This window comes from Streptomyces sp. NPDC003035 (assembly GCF_042888285.1).
Lineage (GTDB): Bacteria > Actinomycetota > Actinomycetes > Streptomycetales > Streptomycetaceae > Streptomyces.
In genome coordinates, this window is the sequence record NZ_JBIAPJ010000004.1 from 213,683 (window position 1) to 229,703 (window position 16,021).

A 16,021-nucleotide genomic window follows, 5' to 3' on the forward strand; every position below is an offset into this window, starting at 1 on the left:
CCCTTGTGGCACAGGCTTGTTGTGTCACCGAGAGAGGGAGTCACGGACATGAGCAAGGTCTGGCTGATCACGGGCGCCAACAGCGGCTTCGGACGCGCCTTCGCGGAGGCGGCGATCGGGGCCGGCGACGTGGTCGTCGCCGCCGCCCGCCGGGTCGGGTCCCTGGACGACCTGGTCGCCGCCCACCCCGACCAGGTCGACGCGGTGGCGCTCGACGTCACCGACACGGCCGCGATCGAGAGGGTCGTCCGGGATGTGACCGAGCGGCACGGCCGTATCGACGTCCTGGTGAACAACGCGGGCCGCACGCATGTCGGTTCGGTCGAGGAGACCGGGGACGCCGAGCTCCGCTCGCTCTTCGACGTGCATGTCTTCGGCCCGGCGGCGCTGACCCGCGCGGTCCTCCCGTCCATGCGGGCCCGCCGCTCGGGCGCGATCGTGCAGCTCAGCAGTGTGGGCGGGCAGATGTCGATGGCCGGCTTCGGCGCGTACAGCGCCACGAAGTTCGCCCTGGAGGGCATGTCGGAGGCACTGGCGGCGGAGGTCCGCCCGCTCGGCATCGATGTCCTGATCGTGGAGCCGGGCGCCTTCCGTACGAGCCTGTTCGGCAACCACAGCCTGAGCGGGGAGGGGATCGCCGACTACGCGGACACGGTGGGCGCGACGCGCGCGTACGTCGAGACGGGCGCCGGCACGCAGGTCGGTGACCCGGCGAAGGCCGCGGCGGCGGTGCTCGCGGCGCTCGACGCGGAGGAGACGCCGCTGCGGCTGGCGCTGGGCGACGACTCGATCGACACGATCTACGGCCACCTGGAGCAGGTGCGGGGTGACCTGGCAGCCTGGGAGAAGGTGGGCCGGGACACCAAGCTGGACGCGTAGGGCATGCGAGAGGGCCCGTACCCCGGATGTCCGGGGTACGGGCCCTCCAGCGCGTGTTCCTCCAGGAACCCCTACAGGAACGAGTTGATCTCGATCGTCTCGGTGCGGCCGGGGCCGACGCCGATCGCGGAGATCGGGGCGCCCGACATCTCCTCCAGGGCCTTCACGTACGCCTGCGCGTTCTTCGGCAGGTCGGCGAAGGTCTGGGCCTTGGTGATGTCCTCGGACCAGCCCGGCAGCATCTCGTAGATCGGCTTCGCGTGGTGGAAGTCGGTCTGCGAGTAGGGCAGCTCCTCGACGCGCTTGCCGTCGATCTCGTACGCGACACAGACCGGGATCTGCTCCCAGCCCGTCAGCACGTCGAGCTTGGTGAGGAAGAAGTCGGTCAGGCCGTTCACGCGGGTCGCGTAGCGGGCGATGACCGCGTCGAACCAGCCGCAGCGACGGTCACGGCCGGTGGTCACACCGCGCTCGCCACCGATGCGGCGCAGGTCCTCGCCGTCCTGGTCGAAGAGCTCGGTCGGGAACGGACCGGCGCCGACACGGGTCGTGTACGCCTTGAGGATGCCGATGACCCGGCTGATCTTCGTCGGGCCGACGCCCGTACCGGTGCAGGCGCCGCCCGCGGTCGGGTTCGAGGAGGTGACGAAGGGGTACGTGCCGTGGTCGACGTCCAGGAGCGTGCCCTGGCCGCCCTCGAAGAGCACGACCTTGTCCTCGTCCAGCGCGTTGTTGAGGATCAGGGTGGTGTCGGCGACGTAGGGCTTGATCTGCTCCGCGTACTGGAGCATCTCCTCGACGATCTGGGCGGCGTCGATCGCGCGGCGGTTGTAGAGCTTGGCGAGCAGCTGGTTCTTGCCCTCCAGCGCCGCCTCGACCTTCTGGTTCAGGATCGACTCGTCGTACAGGTCCTGGACCCGGATGCCGACGCGGTTGATCTTGTCGGCATAGGTCGGGCCGATGCCGCGACCCGTCGTGCCGATCTTGCGCTTCCCGAGGAACCGTTCCGTCACCTTGTCGAGGGTGACGTTGTACGGCGTGATCAGATGCGCGTTGCCGCTGATCAGGAGCTTTGACGTGTCGATGCCACGCTCGTTCAGTCCGCTCAGCTCGGAGAGCAGGACCGCGGGGTCGACGACGACACCGTTTCCGATCACCGGGGTGCACCCCGGGGAGAGGATTCCGGAAGGGAGAAGATGAAGCGCGTACTTCTGGTCGCCTACGACGACGGTGTGGCCGGCATTGTTGCCGCCCTGGTAACGCACCACATAGTCAACGGATCCACCGAGGAGGTCGGTGGCCTTTCCCTTGCCCTCGTCACCCCACTGAGCACCGAGCAGCACAAGTGCGGGCACAGGCGTACACCCCTTCCGGGCGGGGCATGTCAAGGTCAGCGGGCGTCCGCCGCCTCACCGGTGTGCCCCGGAATAGACGAAGCCCCTGGCGCAATAGCGCAAGGGGCTCTTGCACAAAGATGCTACCCGAGGAAGGACCGAGGTGTCGGCTCACGACCAGCTGCTGGTGGTCATCGACCCGGTCGCCCGCCGAAGTGACGGCGAGTCCGTACGGATCGCGAAAGATGTGCTGTGCGCGGGAGCAGAGGCGAAGATCTGCCTTCCGGACAGCCTGGAGGAATTTTCCCGGGCCCTTGCCCGGCGGGGCTCCCGCCGCCCCGTGGTGATCGGCGACGACCGTGCGCTGCTACGGACGGTGAGGCTGCTGCACCGGGAGCGTGACCTCGCGGGCGGGGCGCTCTCCCTGGTCCCGATCGGCGCCCCGGGCTCGCTGGAAGTCGCGCACGCGCTCGGCGTGCCGCAGAACGCGGTGGCGGCGGCCCGGGCGGTCCTCGACGGGTCCGTACACCGTCTGGACCTGCTGGTCGACGACAGCGACGGGGTCGTGCTCGGCGACCTGAGCATCCCGGCGGCCCGGTCGGAGGCGGTCGTCCCGCCGACCGTCTGGGGCACCTGCCGCTCCCTGGTCCGCACCCTGGTCCGTCCGGCCCCCTCCGCGCTCGTGCTCCGCACGCACCGCCTCCGGGTGGAGGCGGACGGCATCCTGCTCAGCGACATGAGCGCCCCCTTGGCGGGAGTGAGCGTCCGCTCCCTGGCGGGTGTGGCGGACATCACCCTCCACCCGCCGTCCGCGCCCGCCTTCCACACGACGGCCCGCACGCTGACGATCTCGGGCCCGGACTTCCGCTACCGCGCGGACACGGTGGTGACGGGCCCGGTCCGCCGCAGGACGTGGACGGTGCGGGAAGGGGCATGGGGGCTGACGCTGCCGAGGACGTGAGGGAGCCCGCCTCTAGTCACGCTGGGCCTCACGCTGGGACGCCTTGTGGGCGCGCCAGCGGTCCAGGAGGCTCAGCATCTCCTTCTGGAGGAACTCGAGGAACTCCGCCGTCTCGGCCGTCCGCCTCCCCGCCGCCGTGTCCGTGCCGAGGATCTCCGCGCCGTCCCGGAGCACCTTCTCCCAGCGGGTCAGGATCTGGTCGCGGCGGGTGAGCGTCTCGTACCAGACCTCGTTGTGGAGGACATAGCGGTCGCGGCGTGAGCCGGGGTCGCGCTCGCGGCCGACCATGCCGACCTGGGTGAGGTAGCGGACGGCCCCGGAGACGGCGGCCGGGCTGATCCGCAGCTGCTCGGCGAGCTCGGCGGAGGTCATGGACGCCGATTCGGAGGCGAGCAGGGCCGCGAAGACGCGCGACGCCATCCGCTGCATGCCGGCCTCGGTCAGTTCGGCGGCGAAGCGCTCCACGAACCGGGACACGGCCTCGTCATTGCCCTCGCGGGCCGTCAACTCACTCATCCCCCAACTTTATACGCTTCCTTAACTTCACAAGTTTGTGAAACTACCGTATGTTCTGAAGCATGACGAAGGCAATCACCATCGCCGGACTGCACAAGTCCTTCGGGCGGACACACGCGCTGGACGGCCTCGATCTGACCGTCGAGACCGGTGAGGTCCACGGCTTCCTCGGCCCCAACGGCGCCGGGAAGTCCACCGCCATCCGCGTCCTCCTCGGGCTGCTGCGGGCCGATTCCGGCGCCGCCCAGCTCCTGGGCCGCGACCCCTGGCACGACGCCGTCGAGCTGCACCGCCGGATCGCGTACGTCCCCGGTGACGTCACGCTCTGGCGCAACCTCTCCGGCGGCGAGGTCATCGACCTCTACGGACGGCTGCGCGGAAGCCTGGACAAGGCCCGGCGGGCCGAGCTGATCGAGCGGTTCGAGCTCGACCCGACGAAGAAGGGGCGGACGTACTCCAAGGGCAACCGCCAGAAGGTCGCCCTGGTCGCCGCCTTCGCCTCCGACGCCGACCTGCTCGTCCTCGACGAGCCCACCAGCGGTCTCGACCCGCTCATGGAGGAGGTCTTCCAGAGCTGCGTCGCCGAGGCGCGCGAGCGCGGACGCACGATCCTGCTGTCCTCGCACATCCTCAGCGAGGTCGAGACGCTCTGCGACCGGGTCAGCATCATCCGCAAGGGACGGACCGTGGAGAGCGGTTCGCTCGCGCAGCTGCGCCACCTCACCCGTACCAGCGTCACCGCCGAACTCGCCGGGCCGCCCAACGGGCTCGCGCACCTCCCCGGCGTCCACGATCTCGCCGTCCAGGGCCACAGGGTCCGGCTCCAGGTCGACACCGACAAGCTCGACGCCGTGCTGCGGTCCCTGACCGAATCCGGTGTACGGAGCCTGACCAGCACCCCGCCCACCCTGGAGGAGCTGTTCCTCCGCCACTACGCCACCGACGGGGCGAACGCGCGATGAGCACCTCGACTCTCGCGGGCACCCGCCCGCTCACCCGGCTCGCCCTGCGCCGCGACCGGCTGATGCTGCCGGTCTGGGCCGTCGTCACCGGCGGCATGGTCGCCAGTGGTGTCGGCTCCCTGGAGGGCCTGTACGGCACCCAGGAGCAGCGCGCCGAACTGGCCGCGTCGATGACCGCCAACAGCTCGATGCGCTCGCTGTACGGGCCGGTGTTCAGCGACTCCCTCGGCGGGCTCGTGGCCTGGCGGTTCGGCACCTTCGCCGCCGTCCTCGCCGCCGTGATGAGCCTGATCATCGTCGTGCGGCACACCAGGGAGGAAGAGGAGACCGGGCGTCAGGAGATGCTCTCCTCCGCCGTCGTGGGCCGCCGGGCCCCGCTGACCGCCGCACTCCTCACGGCGCTCACCGCCAACGCGGCCGTCGCGCTCGTCATCACGGCCGGTCTCGCCGGCCAGGGCGCGGGCGGTGCGGCGGCGCTCGGTCTCGCGGTCGGCGGCACCGGGATGCTCTTCGCCACGACGGCGGCGATCGTCGCGCAGCTGACGGAGAGCGCCCGGCTCGCCAAGGGCCTGACGGCGGCGGTGCTGGGCCTCGCCTTCGTCCTGCGGGCGGCCGGCGACGCGGGAACGGCCGACGGCGGGTCGGTGCTGACCTGGCTCTCGCCGGTCGGCTGGGCCGAGAACGTCCGCGCCTTCGCGGGCGAACGGTGGTGGGTGCTGCTCCTGATCGCCGCGGCCGTGCTCGTCCAGGCGGTGGTGGCGTACGAGCTGACCGGGCGGCGCGACGTGGGTATGAGCTTCCTGCCGACCCGGCCTGGCCCGGCGGAAGGGCGGCTCGGAACGGCCGGCGCGCTCGCCTGGCGGCTGCAGCGGGGCAGCGTGCTCGGCTGGTCGACCGGCTTCCTGCTCGGCGGCATCGTCTTCGGCGGGATGGTCGCGGGCGCGGCCGACCTCGTGGGCGACAACGAGCAGGCCCGGGAGATCTTCGAGCGGATGGGCGGTCGGACCGGTCTGACGGACGCCTTCCTGGCGACGATGGTGAACCTGTTCGGGATGGTCGCGGCGCTGTACGCGGTCGGGTCGGTGCTGCGCCTGAACGGCGAGGAGACCTCGCAGCGGGCCGAACCGATCCTGGCGAACGCGGTGGGGCGGCTGCGCTGGGCGGCCGGACACCTGCTGATCGCCTTCGGCGGCGCGGCGCTGATCATGCTGCTGAGCGGCCTCGGCCTGTACGTCTCGTACGGCGAGGACCTCGGCCCGATCCTGGGCGCGTCGCTGGCCCAGCTCCCGGCGATCTGGACGCTGGCGGGGCTCGCGGTCCTGCTGTGGGGCGCGTTGCCCAAGGCGGCGGCCGCGGGGTGGGCGGCGGCGGGGCTCGCCCTGGCCCTCGGCTGGATCGGCCCGGCGCTGGACCTGCCTCGGTCGGTCCTGGACCTGTCCCCCTTCGGTCACCTGCCGAAGCTGCCGGGCGCGGCGATGGCGTGGGGCCCGGTCCTCGTCCTGACGGCCCTCGCGGCGGCCCTCGTCGCGGCCGGCCTGTGGAGGCTGGGCCGCCGGGACGTGACGACCGCCTGACGTCGCCGGAACGCGGGGCCCGGAGACGGGGCTCCGCGGCCATGGGGTCAGACCTCCACGAGCAACTCGTGCACGCCACGGATCACGAAGCCCGGCTTGCGGCGCGGTTCCGCCGCGAGCCGGAGGCCGGGGGCCTGGCGCCGCACCTCCCCGAAGAGAGCGGTCAGTTCGAGGCGGGCCAGGGGCGCGCCCAGGCAGTAGTGGATGCCGGCGCCGAAGGTGATGTGGGGGTTCTCGGCCCGGGTGAGGTCGAGCACGTCGGCGGTCGGGCCGAAGCGCGCCGGGTCGCGGTTGGCCGAGCCGAAGAGGAGGGCCACCTCCGAGCCGCGCGGGATCACGACGTCACCGACCTCGATGTCGTCGAGGACCCAGCGCTCGAACATCTGCAGCGGGGTGTCGTACCGCAGGATTTCTTCCACAGCTGTGGACAACTTTTCGGGATCCGGACGGACGCCCTCCCGCAGCAGCGTCCACCACCCGTTGACCGCCGTGTTCACCGTCGCCTCGTGCCCCGCGTTCAGCAGCAGCACGCACGTGGAGATCATCTCCTGCTCGGTCAGCTCCTCCACACCCACCAGCGCCGAGATCAGATCCTCCCCCGGGTCCTTCCGCCGCCGCGCGATCAGCTCCCGCAGGTACGCGGAGAACTCGATCGACGCCTGGACCGCCCGGCGCGCCGTCTCCTCCGAGGGGTTCAGTTCGAACATGCCGCAGATGTCCGCCGACCAGGGCCGCAGCCGCGCCCGCTCCTCGTCCTCCGCCGGGACGCCCAGCATCTCCGCGATCACGGCGACCGGCAGCGGCTCCGCCACCTCCGCGAGCAGGTCCCCGCCGCCCCGCGCGACGAGACCGCCCACCAGCTCCCGGGCGAGCCGCTCCACCGTCGGCACCAGGTTCTCCACCGTCCGCGGGGTGAACGCCTTCGACACCAGCCGCCGGATCCGGGTGTGGTCGGCCGCCTCCAGGTCGAGCAGACCGTGGTCGTTCAGGGTGTGGAACGGCTCGTGCGCCGCGGGAGGAGCCGTGCGGCCGAACTCCTCGTGCGTGAACCGGTGCGTGTACGTCCGGCCGAGACGCCGGTCACGCAGCAGCGCCGACACGTCCTCGTGGTGCGGGATCAGCCACTGCCGGGTCGGCGCGTACCAGTGCGCGCGGCCCCGCGCCCGCAGTTCGGCGTAGGCGGGGTACGGGTCCGCGACGAAGTCCGGCGACCAGGGCTCGAAAGGAACGTCCATGGGCGGACGCTACCCGCGCCGGGCCGCCCACGGGAGGGGCAGGGCCCGCACCGGCGCCGCGGCCCGCGGCCACGACCTCCGCAGCCCCGCAGACCCCCGCTGGCCTCCGCAGCCCCGCAGACCCCCGCTGACCTCCGCAGCCCCTACCCGCCGACCTGCACCAGCCTCGCCTCGTACGCGAAGACCGCCGCCTGCGTCCGGTCCCGAAGCCCCAGCTTCACCAGGATCCGGCTGACATGCGTCTTGATCGTCGACTCGGCCACCACCAGATGGTCGGCGATCTCCGCGTTCGACAGGCCCTGCGCGATCAGCACGAGCACCTCGGTCTCCCGCTCGGTCAAGTCCCCGATCTGCGCCAGCGCCGGTGGTCTCGGCGACTCGGCCGCCTTCGCGAACTCGGTGATGAGCCGCTTCGTCACCGTGGGCGCGAGCAGCGCCTCGCCGGCCGCCACCACCCGTACGCCCTCGGCCAGCTGCCGCGCGGAGGCGTCCTTCAGGAGGAAGCCCGAGGCGCCGGCGCGCAGCGCCTGGTAGACGTACTCGTCGAGATCGAACGTCGTCAGGACCAGCACCTTCGCGTCCGCGTCCGCGGCCACGATCTCGCGGGTCGCCTCGATGCCGTTCAGCTCCGGCATACGGATGTCCATCAGGACGACGTCCGGGCGCAGCGCCGCGACCTGGGCGATCGCCTCGCGGCCGTTGACGGCCTCGCCGACGACCTCGATGTCCGGCATCGCGCCGAGCAGCACGGAGAACCCCTCGCGGACCATCATCTGGTCGTCGACGATCAGTACCCGGATCACTGGTCCGTCTCCTCGCGGGTCACGGGGATGAACGCGGTGACCTCGTAGCCGCCGTCCTCGGTCGGCTCGGCCGTCATCTCGCCGTTCAGCATCGACACCCGCTCGCGCATCCCGGTGATGCCGTGTCCGGCGCCCTGCGAGGGCTTCAGCAGGCCGCGCGCGGGGCCGTTGACGATCCGCAGTCCGAGCCCGCCGAGGACATAGCTGACCTCGACCTTCGCCCCCGCGCCCGGCGCGTGGCGCAGTACGTTGCTCAGCGCCTCCTGGATGATCCGGTACGCGGAGAGCTCCACGCCCTGCGGCAGTTCCCGCACCGCGCCGGTCACCGTCTTCTCGACGTCGAGCCCGGCCTCGCGGACGTTGCCGATCAGCCCCTCCAGGTCGGCGAGGGTGGGTTGCGGGGCGTCGGGGGCCTCGTAGTCCTCCGCCCGTACGACTCCGAGGACGCGGCGCAGCTCGGTCAGGGCAGCCACCGCGTTCTCGCGGATGGTGACGAAGGCCTGCTCCAGCTCCGGCGGCGGGTTCTCGACCCGATAGGGGGCGGCCTCCGCCTGGATGGCGACCACGGACATGTGGTGGGCGACGACGTCGTGCAGTTCGCGGGCGATGGTCGTGCGCTCCTCGAGGAGGGTCCGCTTGGAGCGTTCCACGGCGGTCACCGTCTGCTGGGCGGTGACGGTCTCCTTGGCCTCGCGGCGGACCTGGAGGACGGTCACGACGAGCAGCACGAGCGCGGAGGGGAAGAGGACCGCGAAGGCGTCGGGGCCGGCTCCCCGGCCGAGGAGACCGGTGGCGAAGAAGGCGTAGACGGCGCTGACCAGCCACATCCAGGCGCCGGTACGCGGCCGGGTCCGGGCGGCCACCACCGTCATGATCACCACATGGGCGGTGCCGGAGGTCGGGCCCCACGGCGAGCCGTCGCTGTACGAGCCGAGGGCGGTGATGAACGGGGTCATCGCCAGCGACGCCCAGAAGGCGAGGACCGGGCGGACCAGGGTCAGCAGCACGGCCACGGCCGGCAGACCCGCGAACGCGAGGAGGAACAGGCCGCTGCCGGAACCGATGTCCGACCCGACCGCGAAGACCAAGAGCGCGAACGCCCCCACGATCGCGTGCGGGGTCCAGCGGGCGTTGCGGCGTATCCGCTCCGGAAGGCGCCGGGTCACCGGCCCGTCCACCGACATCGGCCCCAGCGGCCGGTAGGCGAACGCGTCGTGGAAGAGGTCCTCGCGCAGCCCGCCGAGCGCGCCCTGGGCCAGGCGGAACTCGGGGCTGCGGCTCGATGCACGGGTGTCGGTCACGTCAGCAACGGTACGGGGGCGGGCGGACGCGGTCGTCACCATGAATACGGATCCTCCCGCGTCCGTCCCAAGGACTACGCGGGCCTACGCGCGGAACGCGTCCGCGTGGTCCACCGCCCCGTAGGTACGGTCCGAGGCCCCCTTCGTCAGAACGCGAGCTGGGCGATCTCCTCCGCCACCACCGCGCAGGCGTCCGCCGCCGGGTCGATCAGCGGGAAGTGGCCCACGTCCGGGAGGAGCGTGAGGCCGACCATCTCCCCCGCCTTCGCCGCCGCCTCCACATAGGCGTCGGCCACGGCCTGTGGGACGACGACGTCCTCCCGGCCCTGGACGACCGCGGTGGCGATCCCGGTCGGCAGCAGCAGAGCGGGGTCGGCATGCCGCGCCCGTACGTCGAACTCTCCTTCCCCACCGAGAAGTTCGGTCACCGCACCGCCGCACACCCCGAGCTCCACCGCCCGGTCGAAGTGCGCGATGGGGGCCAGCGCCACCACCCCGCGCAGCGGGGGCGGAACGGGCAGGCGCCAGGGCGCGTCCGGGGGGAGTACGTGCCGGGCGGCGGCCCACAGGGCGAGATGGCCGCCCGCGGAGTGGCCGGTGAGCACGATCCGGCGCGGATCGGCCTGCGGCAGATGCTCGGCCGCCAGCCGCGGCACGGCGTCCAGCGCCGCCGCCACGTCGTCGAAGGTCTCCGGCCAGCGGCCGGCGACGGGAGCGGTCCCGCCCTGCCGGGGGATGGCACTGCCGCGCCGGTACTCGACGTTGGCGACGGCGAAGCCGCGGCGGGCCAGAAAGTCCACGAAAGGAGTCAGGTGCTGCCGGTCGTACGGCGCCCGCCAGGCACCGCCGTGCAGCGCGACGACGAGCGGGGCCCGCTGCCGGCCGTCGCGCGGTGCGTAGAAGTCGACGACCTGGTCGGGGTGTTCGCCGTACGCGGCGGACACGTCAGGGGCGACGGCCGGGTGCGAGAAGGCCGATGCTTCTTCGGCGGCGTCGCGCGCGGCGGGGTCCGGCATTCTGTTCCAACCTCCTGAGGACGGGGCCGAATTGGCCTGACCTGCGGGGACGGTACCAGGACTGACGCCCCCACAGATCAAGCGATCATCGGACCTACGAGCTCAGGAGGTCACCAGGCACCTCGGCCAGGACGTCGGCCAGGGCCCGCGCCGCCCGCTCCGCGTCGGCGAAACCGACGTACAGCGGGGTGAAGCCGAAACGCAGCACGTCCGGTCTGCGCAGATCACCCACGACACCGCGCGCGATCAGTTCGGCCATCACTGCCGGCGCCTCGGCGCAGCGCAGCGCCACCTGGCTGCCGCGCTCGGCGTGCGCGCCCGGCGTGAGGGACTCGACCCGGCCCGCCGGAACGTGCTCCCGTACGCACTCCAGGAAGAAGTCCGTCAGCGCGAGGGACTTGGCCCGCACGTCCTCGATGTCCACCCCGTCCCAGACGTCCAGCGCCGATTCGAGCGCCAGCATGGACAGGATGTCCGGGGTGCCGACGCGGCCGCGGAGCGCGCCGTCCGCCGCCCGGTAGCCGGGGGTCATCGCGAACGGGTCGGCGTGCGAGTTCCAGCCGGGCAGCGGCGAGTCGAAGGCGGCCTGGTGCCGCTCGGCGACGTACAGGTACGCGGGCGAACCGGGGCCGCCGTTCAGGTACTTGTACGTGCAGCCGACGGCCAGGTCCACCCCGTGCTCGTCCAGACCGACGGGCAGCGCGCCCGCGCTGTGGCACAGGTCCCAGACGGCGAGCGCTCCCGCCGCGCGCAGCGCGGCCGTGATGCCGGGCAGGTCCTGGAGGCGGCCGGTGCGGTAGTCGACGTGGTTGACCAGCGCGGCGGCCGTGCGCGGACCGACCGCGTCCGGTATGTCGGCGGGGTCGAGGACCACCATCCGATGGCCGGTCAGCCGGGCCGCCGACTCCGCGATGTACCCGTCCGTGGGAAAGGTCGTCGCGTCGACGAGGATCTCGTCCCGGTCGTCCGCGCTCAGCCGGGCCGCGCCCACGACCGCCTTGAAGACGTTCACGCTGGTCGAGTCGCCGACCACGATCTGTCCCGCGGCGGCGCCGACGAGCGGGGCGATCCGGTCGCCGATCCGCTCGGGCGCGGTCCACCAGCCGCTCTCGTCCCAGGAGCGGATGCGCAGCTGCCCCCACTCGCGGGTGATGACGTCGGCCATCCGGGCGGGTACGTGGGCGGGCAGGGCGCCGAGCGAGTTCCCGTCGAGGTAGACGGTCTCGTCGTCGAGGGCGAACTTCTCGCGCAGCTTGGCCAGCGGGTCCTCGGCGTCGAGCCGCAGCGCCCTCTCGCGCAAGGTCTCAGACATGGCTGCGCGCCGTCCACAGCTCGGGGAACACGTTCTTCTGCGCCCGCTTCTCCAGCCAGGCCACGCCCGCCGAGCCGCCGGTGCCGGTCTTGGAGCCCATGGCGCGGCGGGTGGCGACGAGGTGGTCGTTGCGCCAGCGCCAGACCAGCTCGGCGACGTCGCTCAGCGCCTCGCCCAGGCGGACGAGCTCGGCGTTCTGGTCGGCGTCGGCGTAGATGCCGGCCCAGATCTCCTCGATCTCGGGCGACGGCTCGTACTTCTTCGCCAGATCGCGGCCGAGCACGGCCTGCGGTACGGGCAGCCCGCGCCGGGCGAGGAACCTGAGCACCTCGTCGTACAGGCTCGGCTCCTGCAACGCCTTCTCCAGCTCGGCGTGGACCCGGGGCGCGCCGCGGTGCGGCACCAGCATCGACGCGGACTTCTCGCCGAGCAGGAACTCCATCCGCCGGTACATCGCCGACTGGAAGCCGGAGCCCTCGCCGAGGGCGCCGCGGTAGGCGTTGAACTGCGCCGGGGTGAGCTGGGCGAGCGGTCGCCAGGAGTGGTTCAGGGCCTCCAGCTCGCGCACGGAGCGCTTGAGCGCGTCCATCGCCACCGGGACGCGGTCCTCGCGCAGCGCGCGGCTCGCGGTCTCCCACTCGTGGACGATGACGGTGAACCACAGCTCCATGACCTGGGTGGTGACCAGGAAGACCATCTCGCCCGGATCGTCCGAGCGAAGGTGCTGGAGGTGGGTCAGGACGTCCGCCTGGACATAGTCCTCGTACGGCGTCGTGCCCGCGAAGTCGAGGTTCGGGTCTTCGACCGAACCGGCTTCGGAGGCATCGGGGAAGGTGGACATTTCTGTCTCCTCGATACGCAACTACCGGGTAGCGGTCCGCTCCTTCCGTGTGGCAAGTGGAGCCCCGGTCCCCTCGGGTCCGCACGCTTCGTCGCATGCGGCCCCATGCGCATCATGGCACGATCGGACCCTCGATGTAGCTACCGTCTTCGTCATACGGAAACGCGTTCGAACGACAGCCCTTGAGGCCCTTGATCTGCTGCATCATCACCGGTGCGGGCTTGCCCGGACCGGGGCAGGTCATGTGCATCCGGATGCCGATCTCGTGCCCGACCTCGTGGTTGATGATCAGATGCCGGTACTCGGCAGGCGTGCCGGCGAAGGTCGGGGAGCCGAGCATCCAGCGCTTGAGGTTCACCACGACGCCCTGGGCGGTCTCGCAGTTCAGCTCGCCCCGGGTGTTGAGGCCCTGCGCGAGGCAGAGCCTGTCCGCGGTCGTCGGGGTGGCGATCCGGATGACGAAGTCGGCGTTCTCCGAGACGAGCTGGAACCGGCCACGGCCGTGGGCGGCCCAGCCGCGCGGGTGGTCGAGGATCTGCTCGATCTCGGTGGCGACCTGACGGGCGGAGAGGTCGACGCCGTCCTCGACCTGGACGCGGTAGCGGCGCAGGGTGCCGCCGGTGCCGACGATGTCGCCGGAGGCCTGGGCCGTGGTGAAGGTACCGGCGCCGGAGGCCGGCACGGTCGTCTTCTTGGGCGTGAGCGGCGGCTTCGGCTTGAGGGTGGTCTGCCTCGGCTTCGGCGGCGGCGTCGTGGCCGGCGGAGGGGGCGGCGTGGTCGTCCGGGCGGCGGGGGCCGCGGCCTCGGCGGAGTCCGGGTTCTCGCCGCTGTTGTAGTGGGCGAGTGCGACGCCTGCGCCGAGGGAGAGCGCGATCAGGGCGAGCGTGGGCAGGAACAAGCGTCTTATGGGACTCCCGGGACGGCGCTTGGACCGCCCTCGGCCCCGCCCCCGGCCCTGCCGGCGGCTCTGTGTGCGTCCCCGTCCTGTGGGTGCGGCGGCACGCTTGCCCAAGACAGATTTCTCCCCTGCGTCGGCCGGAGTGGGGGGAGAGGCTGGGGCCTCTGTGCCGGCGGCTCGGTACAACGGTCCGAAGGATCGTAACCGCCCCTCGAACGGCCTTCGAACGCCCTCAGGACTATGACCGGTTTTCCCCCCGCCCCTGGGGACGGGGGGAACCACGCGCCGGAGAAGGTGCGTCATAGACCCCTGGGCACCGGAACCGCGCGCCGGAGGGGTGCGTCAGCCGAGCGTCAACCGACGCCTTGGCCGAGCCTCAGCCGAGCGTCTCGGCCGCCGTCTCGGAGGAGTCGCGCAGGAACGTCGAGCAGCGCTCGTACTCGTCCTTCTCACCGATGTCGCCGGCGGCCCGCGCCAGCGCGTGCAGCGCCCGCAGGAAGCCGCGGTTCGGCTCGTGCTCCCACGGCACCGGGCCGTGTCCCTTCCAGCCGCTGCGACGCAGCGCGTCCAGGCCGCGGTGGTAGCCGGTACGGGCGTACGCGTACGACTCGATGACGCGACCGCCCTCGTACGCCTCGTCGGCGAGCTGGGCCCAGGCCAGCGAGGAGGTCGGGTACTTCGCGGCGACGTCCGCCGGCGCCGCGCCGTTCGCCAGCAGCTCGCGCGGCTCCGGGTCGTCGGGCAGGTGGGTGGGGGGCGGTCCCCCCAGGAGGTTCTCGTGGATGGCCATGAGGCCAGTCTGCCTCAGAGCCCCTCCCTCTCCTCCCCCCGGGCCGAACGCTCTCCCGGGTCCAGCGGAGGAGACGTCACCCCGCAGTGGACCTTGCACTCGGGGTGGCAGTCCGCCTTCCCGGCCGGCGCCCGCACCATCGCCCAGGCCAGGGCCGCGCCCGCCGCCATCAGGCCGGCGCACATCGGCATCGCCCGCCGGAACGTCTCCCCGAACTCCTCCGCCGAGCGGTACGCCTCCGGCCCCATCCCCGCCAGCGTCGGCAGCGCCGCGACCGCGAGCAGCCCCGCCGCGCGGGCGGCCGCGTTGTTGATCCCGCTCGCCAGACCGGCGCGCGCCACCTCCACCGAGGCCAGGACGGTCGCCGTCAGCGGCGCCACCAGGACGGTCAGGCCGATGCCGAGCACCAGCATCGCCGGCAGCACGTCCCGTACGTACGAGGCGTCCTCGCCCACCCGCAGCATGAGGACCATCCCGCCGGCGCACACCAGCGGCCCCACGGTCAGCGGAATCCGGGGCCCGATCTTCTCGCCGAGCTCCCCCGCCTTCGCCGAGAGCAGCAGCATCAGCACGGTGGTCGGCAGCAGCGCCGTCCCCGCCGCGAGCGCCGAGTAGCCGGACACCACCTGGAGCTGGAGCGCGGCCAGGAAGAAGAAGCCGCCGAGCGCCGCGTACACGCACAGCGTCACCAGGTTGACCGAGGTGAACAGCCGGGACGCGAAGACCGACGGCGGCACCATCGCGGCCCGGTCCCGCCGCCGCTCCACGAGGACGAACGCCGCCCCGACCGCGAGTCCGAGCGCCGCCGTCCACCAGGCCTCGGCGATCAGCGCGTACGTGACGAGGGCGAGCGCCGCCGCCCCGAGGACGGCCCCGAGGACGTCGAACCGGCCGTGCGCGGACTCGTCCCGCGACTCGGGCACATGGCGCAGCGCCACGGGGACGCACAGCGCGGCCAGCGGCACGTTCAGCAGGAACACCCACCGCCAGCCGGGCCCGTCGACCAGCCATCCGCCGACGAACGGCCCGATCGCCGCGCCGACCCCGCCGAACCCGGACCACAGCCCGACGGCCTTCGCCCGGTCGTCGGGGTGGAAGCTCGCCTGGATCAGCGCGAGCGAGCCGGGGGTGAGCAGCGCGCCGCCGATGCCCTGGAGGGCGCGGGCGGCGATCAGCACACCGGCGTTCGGCGCGAACCCGCACAGCAGGGAGGCGATGGCGAACCAGACCACTCCGACCACGAACACCCGCCGCCGCCCGTAGCGGTCGCCCAGCGCCCCGCCGAGCAGGATCAGACCGGCGAGCGTGAGCATGTAGGCGTTGACGGTCCACTGGAGCGCGGCCATGTCGGCGCCGAGGTCCGCGCCGATGTGGGGCAGGGCGACGTTGACGACGGTGGAGTCGAGCAGCGCCATCCCGGAGCCGAGGACGGTGGTGAGCACGATCCACCGTCCCGTGCCGGAGGCGAGCCTGATGTCCATGCGTGCCATCGTCCCGCGAACGGCGGAGCCCCGCCCGCCGGATGGCGGACGGGGCTCGTCAGGTCGCTCGGGATCGCCGAAGCGGGTGACTCAGCGTTGACTCAGCGCTGACTCAGGG

Annotated in this window: 15 protein-coding genes; 4 read left to right on the forward strand and 11 right to left on the reverse strand. The window is 72.3% G+C overall.

Annotated elements, in window-relative coordinates; all coding sequences use genetic code 11:
* Positions 1 to 48 precede the first annotated feature (48 nt).
* Positions 49 to 879, forward strand: coding sequence for an oxidoreductase (locus ACFYV5_RS14110; protein ID WP_389168267.1), 831 nt, complete (start codon positions 49 to 51; stop codon positions 877 to 879).
* A gap of 71 nt (positions 880 to 950) precedes the next feature.
* Here the strand turns inward: ACFYV5_RS14110 and ACFYV5_RS14115 are convergent, their stop codons facing one another.
* Positions 951 to 2,234 (reverse strand): adenylosuccinate synthase, encoded by a 1,284-nt coding sequence (locus tag ACFYV5_RS14115; protein ID WP_355113345.1) that lies wholly within the window; start codon positions 2,232 to 2,234, stop codon positions 951 to 953.
* A 142-nt stretch (positions 2,235 to 2,376) separates the two neighbouring features.
* Here ACFYV5_RS14115 and ACFYV5_RS14120 point away from each other — a divergent pair, with 142 nt between their 5' ends.
* A complete protein-coding gene (locus ACFYV5_RS14120) occupies positions 2,377 to 3,174 on the forward strand; it encodes a diacylglycerol kinase (RefSeq protein WP_355113347.1) in 798 nt (265 codons plus the stop codon).
* A 12-nt stretch (positions 3,175 to 3,186) separates the two neighbouring features.
* Here ACFYV5_RS14120 and ACFYV5_RS14125 read toward each other — a convergent pair whose 3' ends face one another.
* Positions 3,187 to 3,690: a GbsR/MarR family transcriptional regulator gene (locus ACFYV5_RS14125; protein ID WP_389168270.1), complete on the reverse strand. Its 504-nt coding sequence runs from the start codon at positions 3,688 to 3,690 to the stop codon at positions 3,187 to 3,189.
* Between the two features lie 62 nt (positions 3,691 to 3,752).
* On the opposite strand from ACFYV5_RS14125, the gene ACFYV5_RS14130 reads away from it, so the two are divergent.
* Both ACFYV5_RS14130 and ACFYV5_RS14135 read left to right on the forward strand, forming a co-directional pair.
* Complete coding sequence (locus ACFYV5_RS14130) at positions 3,753 to 4,652, forward strand: ABC transporter ATP-binding protein (protein ID WP_355113351.1); 900 nt, start codon at positions 3,753 to 3,755, stop codon at positions 4,650 to 4,652.
* On the forward strand, positions 4,649 to 6,226 hold the full coding sequence (locus ACFYV5_RS14135) for an ABC transporter permease (protein ID WP_389168273.1): 1,578 nt from the start codon (positions 4,649 to 4,651) through the stop codon (positions 6,224 to 6,226). The genes ACFYV5_RS14130 and ACFYV5_RS14135 overlap by 4 nt, the downstream gene beginning before the upstream one ends.
* A 47-nt stretch (positions 6,227 to 6,273) precedes the next feature.
* On the opposite strand, the gene ACFYV5_RS14140 is transcribed toward ACFYV5_RS14135, so the two are convergent.
* From ACFYV5_RS14140 to ACFYV5_RS14180, 9 genes are all read right to left on the reverse strand, one after another.
* The gene (locus ACFYV5_RS14140) at positions 6,274 to 7,461 is read right to left on the reverse strand and encodes a cytochrome P450 (protein ID WP_389168275.1); all 1,188 of its coding nucleotides are present in this window, start codon (positions 7,459 to 7,461) and stop codon (positions 6,274 to 6,276) included.
* Between the two features lie 143 nt (positions 7,462 to 7,604).
* Positions 7,605 to 8,264, reverse strand: coding sequence for a response regulator transcription factor (locus tag ACFYV5_RS14145; protein ID WP_355113355.1), 660 nt, complete (start codon positions 8,262 to 8,264; stop codon positions 7,605 to 7,607).
* A complete protein-coding gene (locus ACFYV5_RS14150; RefSeq protein ID WP_389168278.1) occupies positions 8,261 to 9,607 on the reverse strand; it encodes a sensor histidine kinase in 1,347 nt (448 codons plus the stop codon). The genes ACFYV5_RS14145 and ACFYV5_RS14150 overlap by 4 nt, the downstream gene beginning before the upstream one ends.
* Before the next feature lie 104 nt (positions 9,608 to 9,711).
* Entirely contained in the window at positions 9,712 to 10,581 is an 870-nt protein-coding gene (locus ACFYV5_RS14155) for an alpha/beta hydrolase (RefSeq protein ID WP_389168280.1), read from the reverse strand.
* 94 nt (positions 10,582 to 10,675) lie between these two features.
* Complete coding sequence (kynU, locus tag ACFYV5_RS14160) at positions 10,676 to 11,893, reverse strand: kynureninase (protein WP_389168282.1); 1,218 nt, start codon at positions 11,891 to 11,893, stop codon at positions 10,676 to 10,678.
* Positions 11,886 to 12,734, reverse strand: coding sequence for a tryptophan 2,3-dioxygenase family protein (locus ACFYV5_RS14165; RefSeq protein WP_355113363.1), 849 nt, complete (start codon positions 12,732 to 12,734; stop codon positions 11,886 to 11,888). Before ACFYV5_RS14165 ends, kynU begins: the two co-directional genes overlap by 8 nt.
* 112 nt (positions 12,735 to 12,846) lie before the next feature.
* Positions 12,847 to 13,632: a DUF3152 domain-containing protein gene (locus ACFYV5_RS14170; RefSeq protein ID WP_389168285.1), complete on the reverse strand. Its 786-nt coding sequence runs from the start codon at positions 13,630 to 13,632 to the stop codon at positions 12,847 to 12,849.
* A 376-nt stretch (positions 13,633 to 14,008) separates the two neighbouring features.
* Positions 14,009 to 14,422, reverse strand: a complete 414-nt coding sequence (locus ACFYV5_RS14175) for a DUF3151 domain-containing protein (RefSeq protein ID WP_389168287.1) — start codon at positions 14,420 to 14,422, stop codon at positions 14,009 to 14,011.
* 14 nt (positions 14,423 to 14,436) lie between these two features.
* Entirely contained in the window at positions 14,437 to 15,903 is a 1,467-nt protein-coding gene (locus tag ACFYV5_RS14180; protein ID WP_389168289.1) for an MFS transporter, read from the reverse strand.
* Between the last annotated feature and the right edge of the window lie 118 nt (positions 15,904 to 16,021).

Bases quoted from the DNA above. Each gene is read 5' to 3' on its own strand.
- ACFYV5_RS14110 (WP_389168267.1), top strand. From the start codon at position 49: ATGAGCAAGGTCTGGCTGATCACGGGCGCCAACAGCGGCTTCGGACGC.
- ACFYV5_RS14125 (WP_389168270.1), bottom strand. From the start codon at position 3,690: ATGAGTGAGTTGACGGCCCGCGAGGGCAATGACGAGGCCGTGTCCCGG.
- ACFYV5_RS14130 (WP_355113351.1), top strand. From the start codon at position 3,753: ATGACGAAGGCAATCACCATCGCCGGACTGCACAAGTCCTTCGGGCGG.
- ACFYV5_RS14135 (WP_389168273.1), top strand. From the start codon at position 4,649: ATGAGCACCTCGACTCTCGCGGGCACCCGCCCGCTCACCCGGCTCGCC.
- ACFYV5_RS14140 (WP_389168275.1), bottom strand. From the start codon at position 7,461: ATGGACGTTCCTTTCGAGCCCTGGTCGCCGGACTTCGTCGCGGACCCG.
- ACFYV5_RS14150 (WP_389168278.1), bottom strand. From the start codon at position 9,607: ATGGTGACGACCGCGTCCGCCCGCCCCCGTACCGTTGCTGACGTGACC.
- ACFYV5_RS14155 (WP_389168280.1), bottom strand. From the start codon at position 10,581: ATGCCGGACCCCGCCGCGCGCGACGCCGCCGAAGAAGCATCGGCCTTC.
- kynU (WP_389168282.1), bottom strand. From the start codon at position 11,893: ATGTCTGAGACCTTGCGCGAGAGGGCGCTGCGGCTCGACGCCGAGGAC.
- ACFYV5_RS14165 (WP_355113363.1), bottom strand. From the start codon at position 12,734: ATGTCCACCTTCCCCGATGCCTCCGAAGCCGGTTCGGTCGAAGACCCG.
- ACFYV5_RS14175 (WP_389168287.1), bottom strand. From the start codon at position 14,422: ATGGCCATCCACGAGAACCTCCTGGGGGGACCGCCCCCCACCCACCTG.
- ACFYV5_RS14180 (WP_389168289.1), bottom strand. From the start codon at position 15,903: ATGGACATCAGGCTCGCCTCCGGCACGGGACGGTGGATCGTGCTCACC.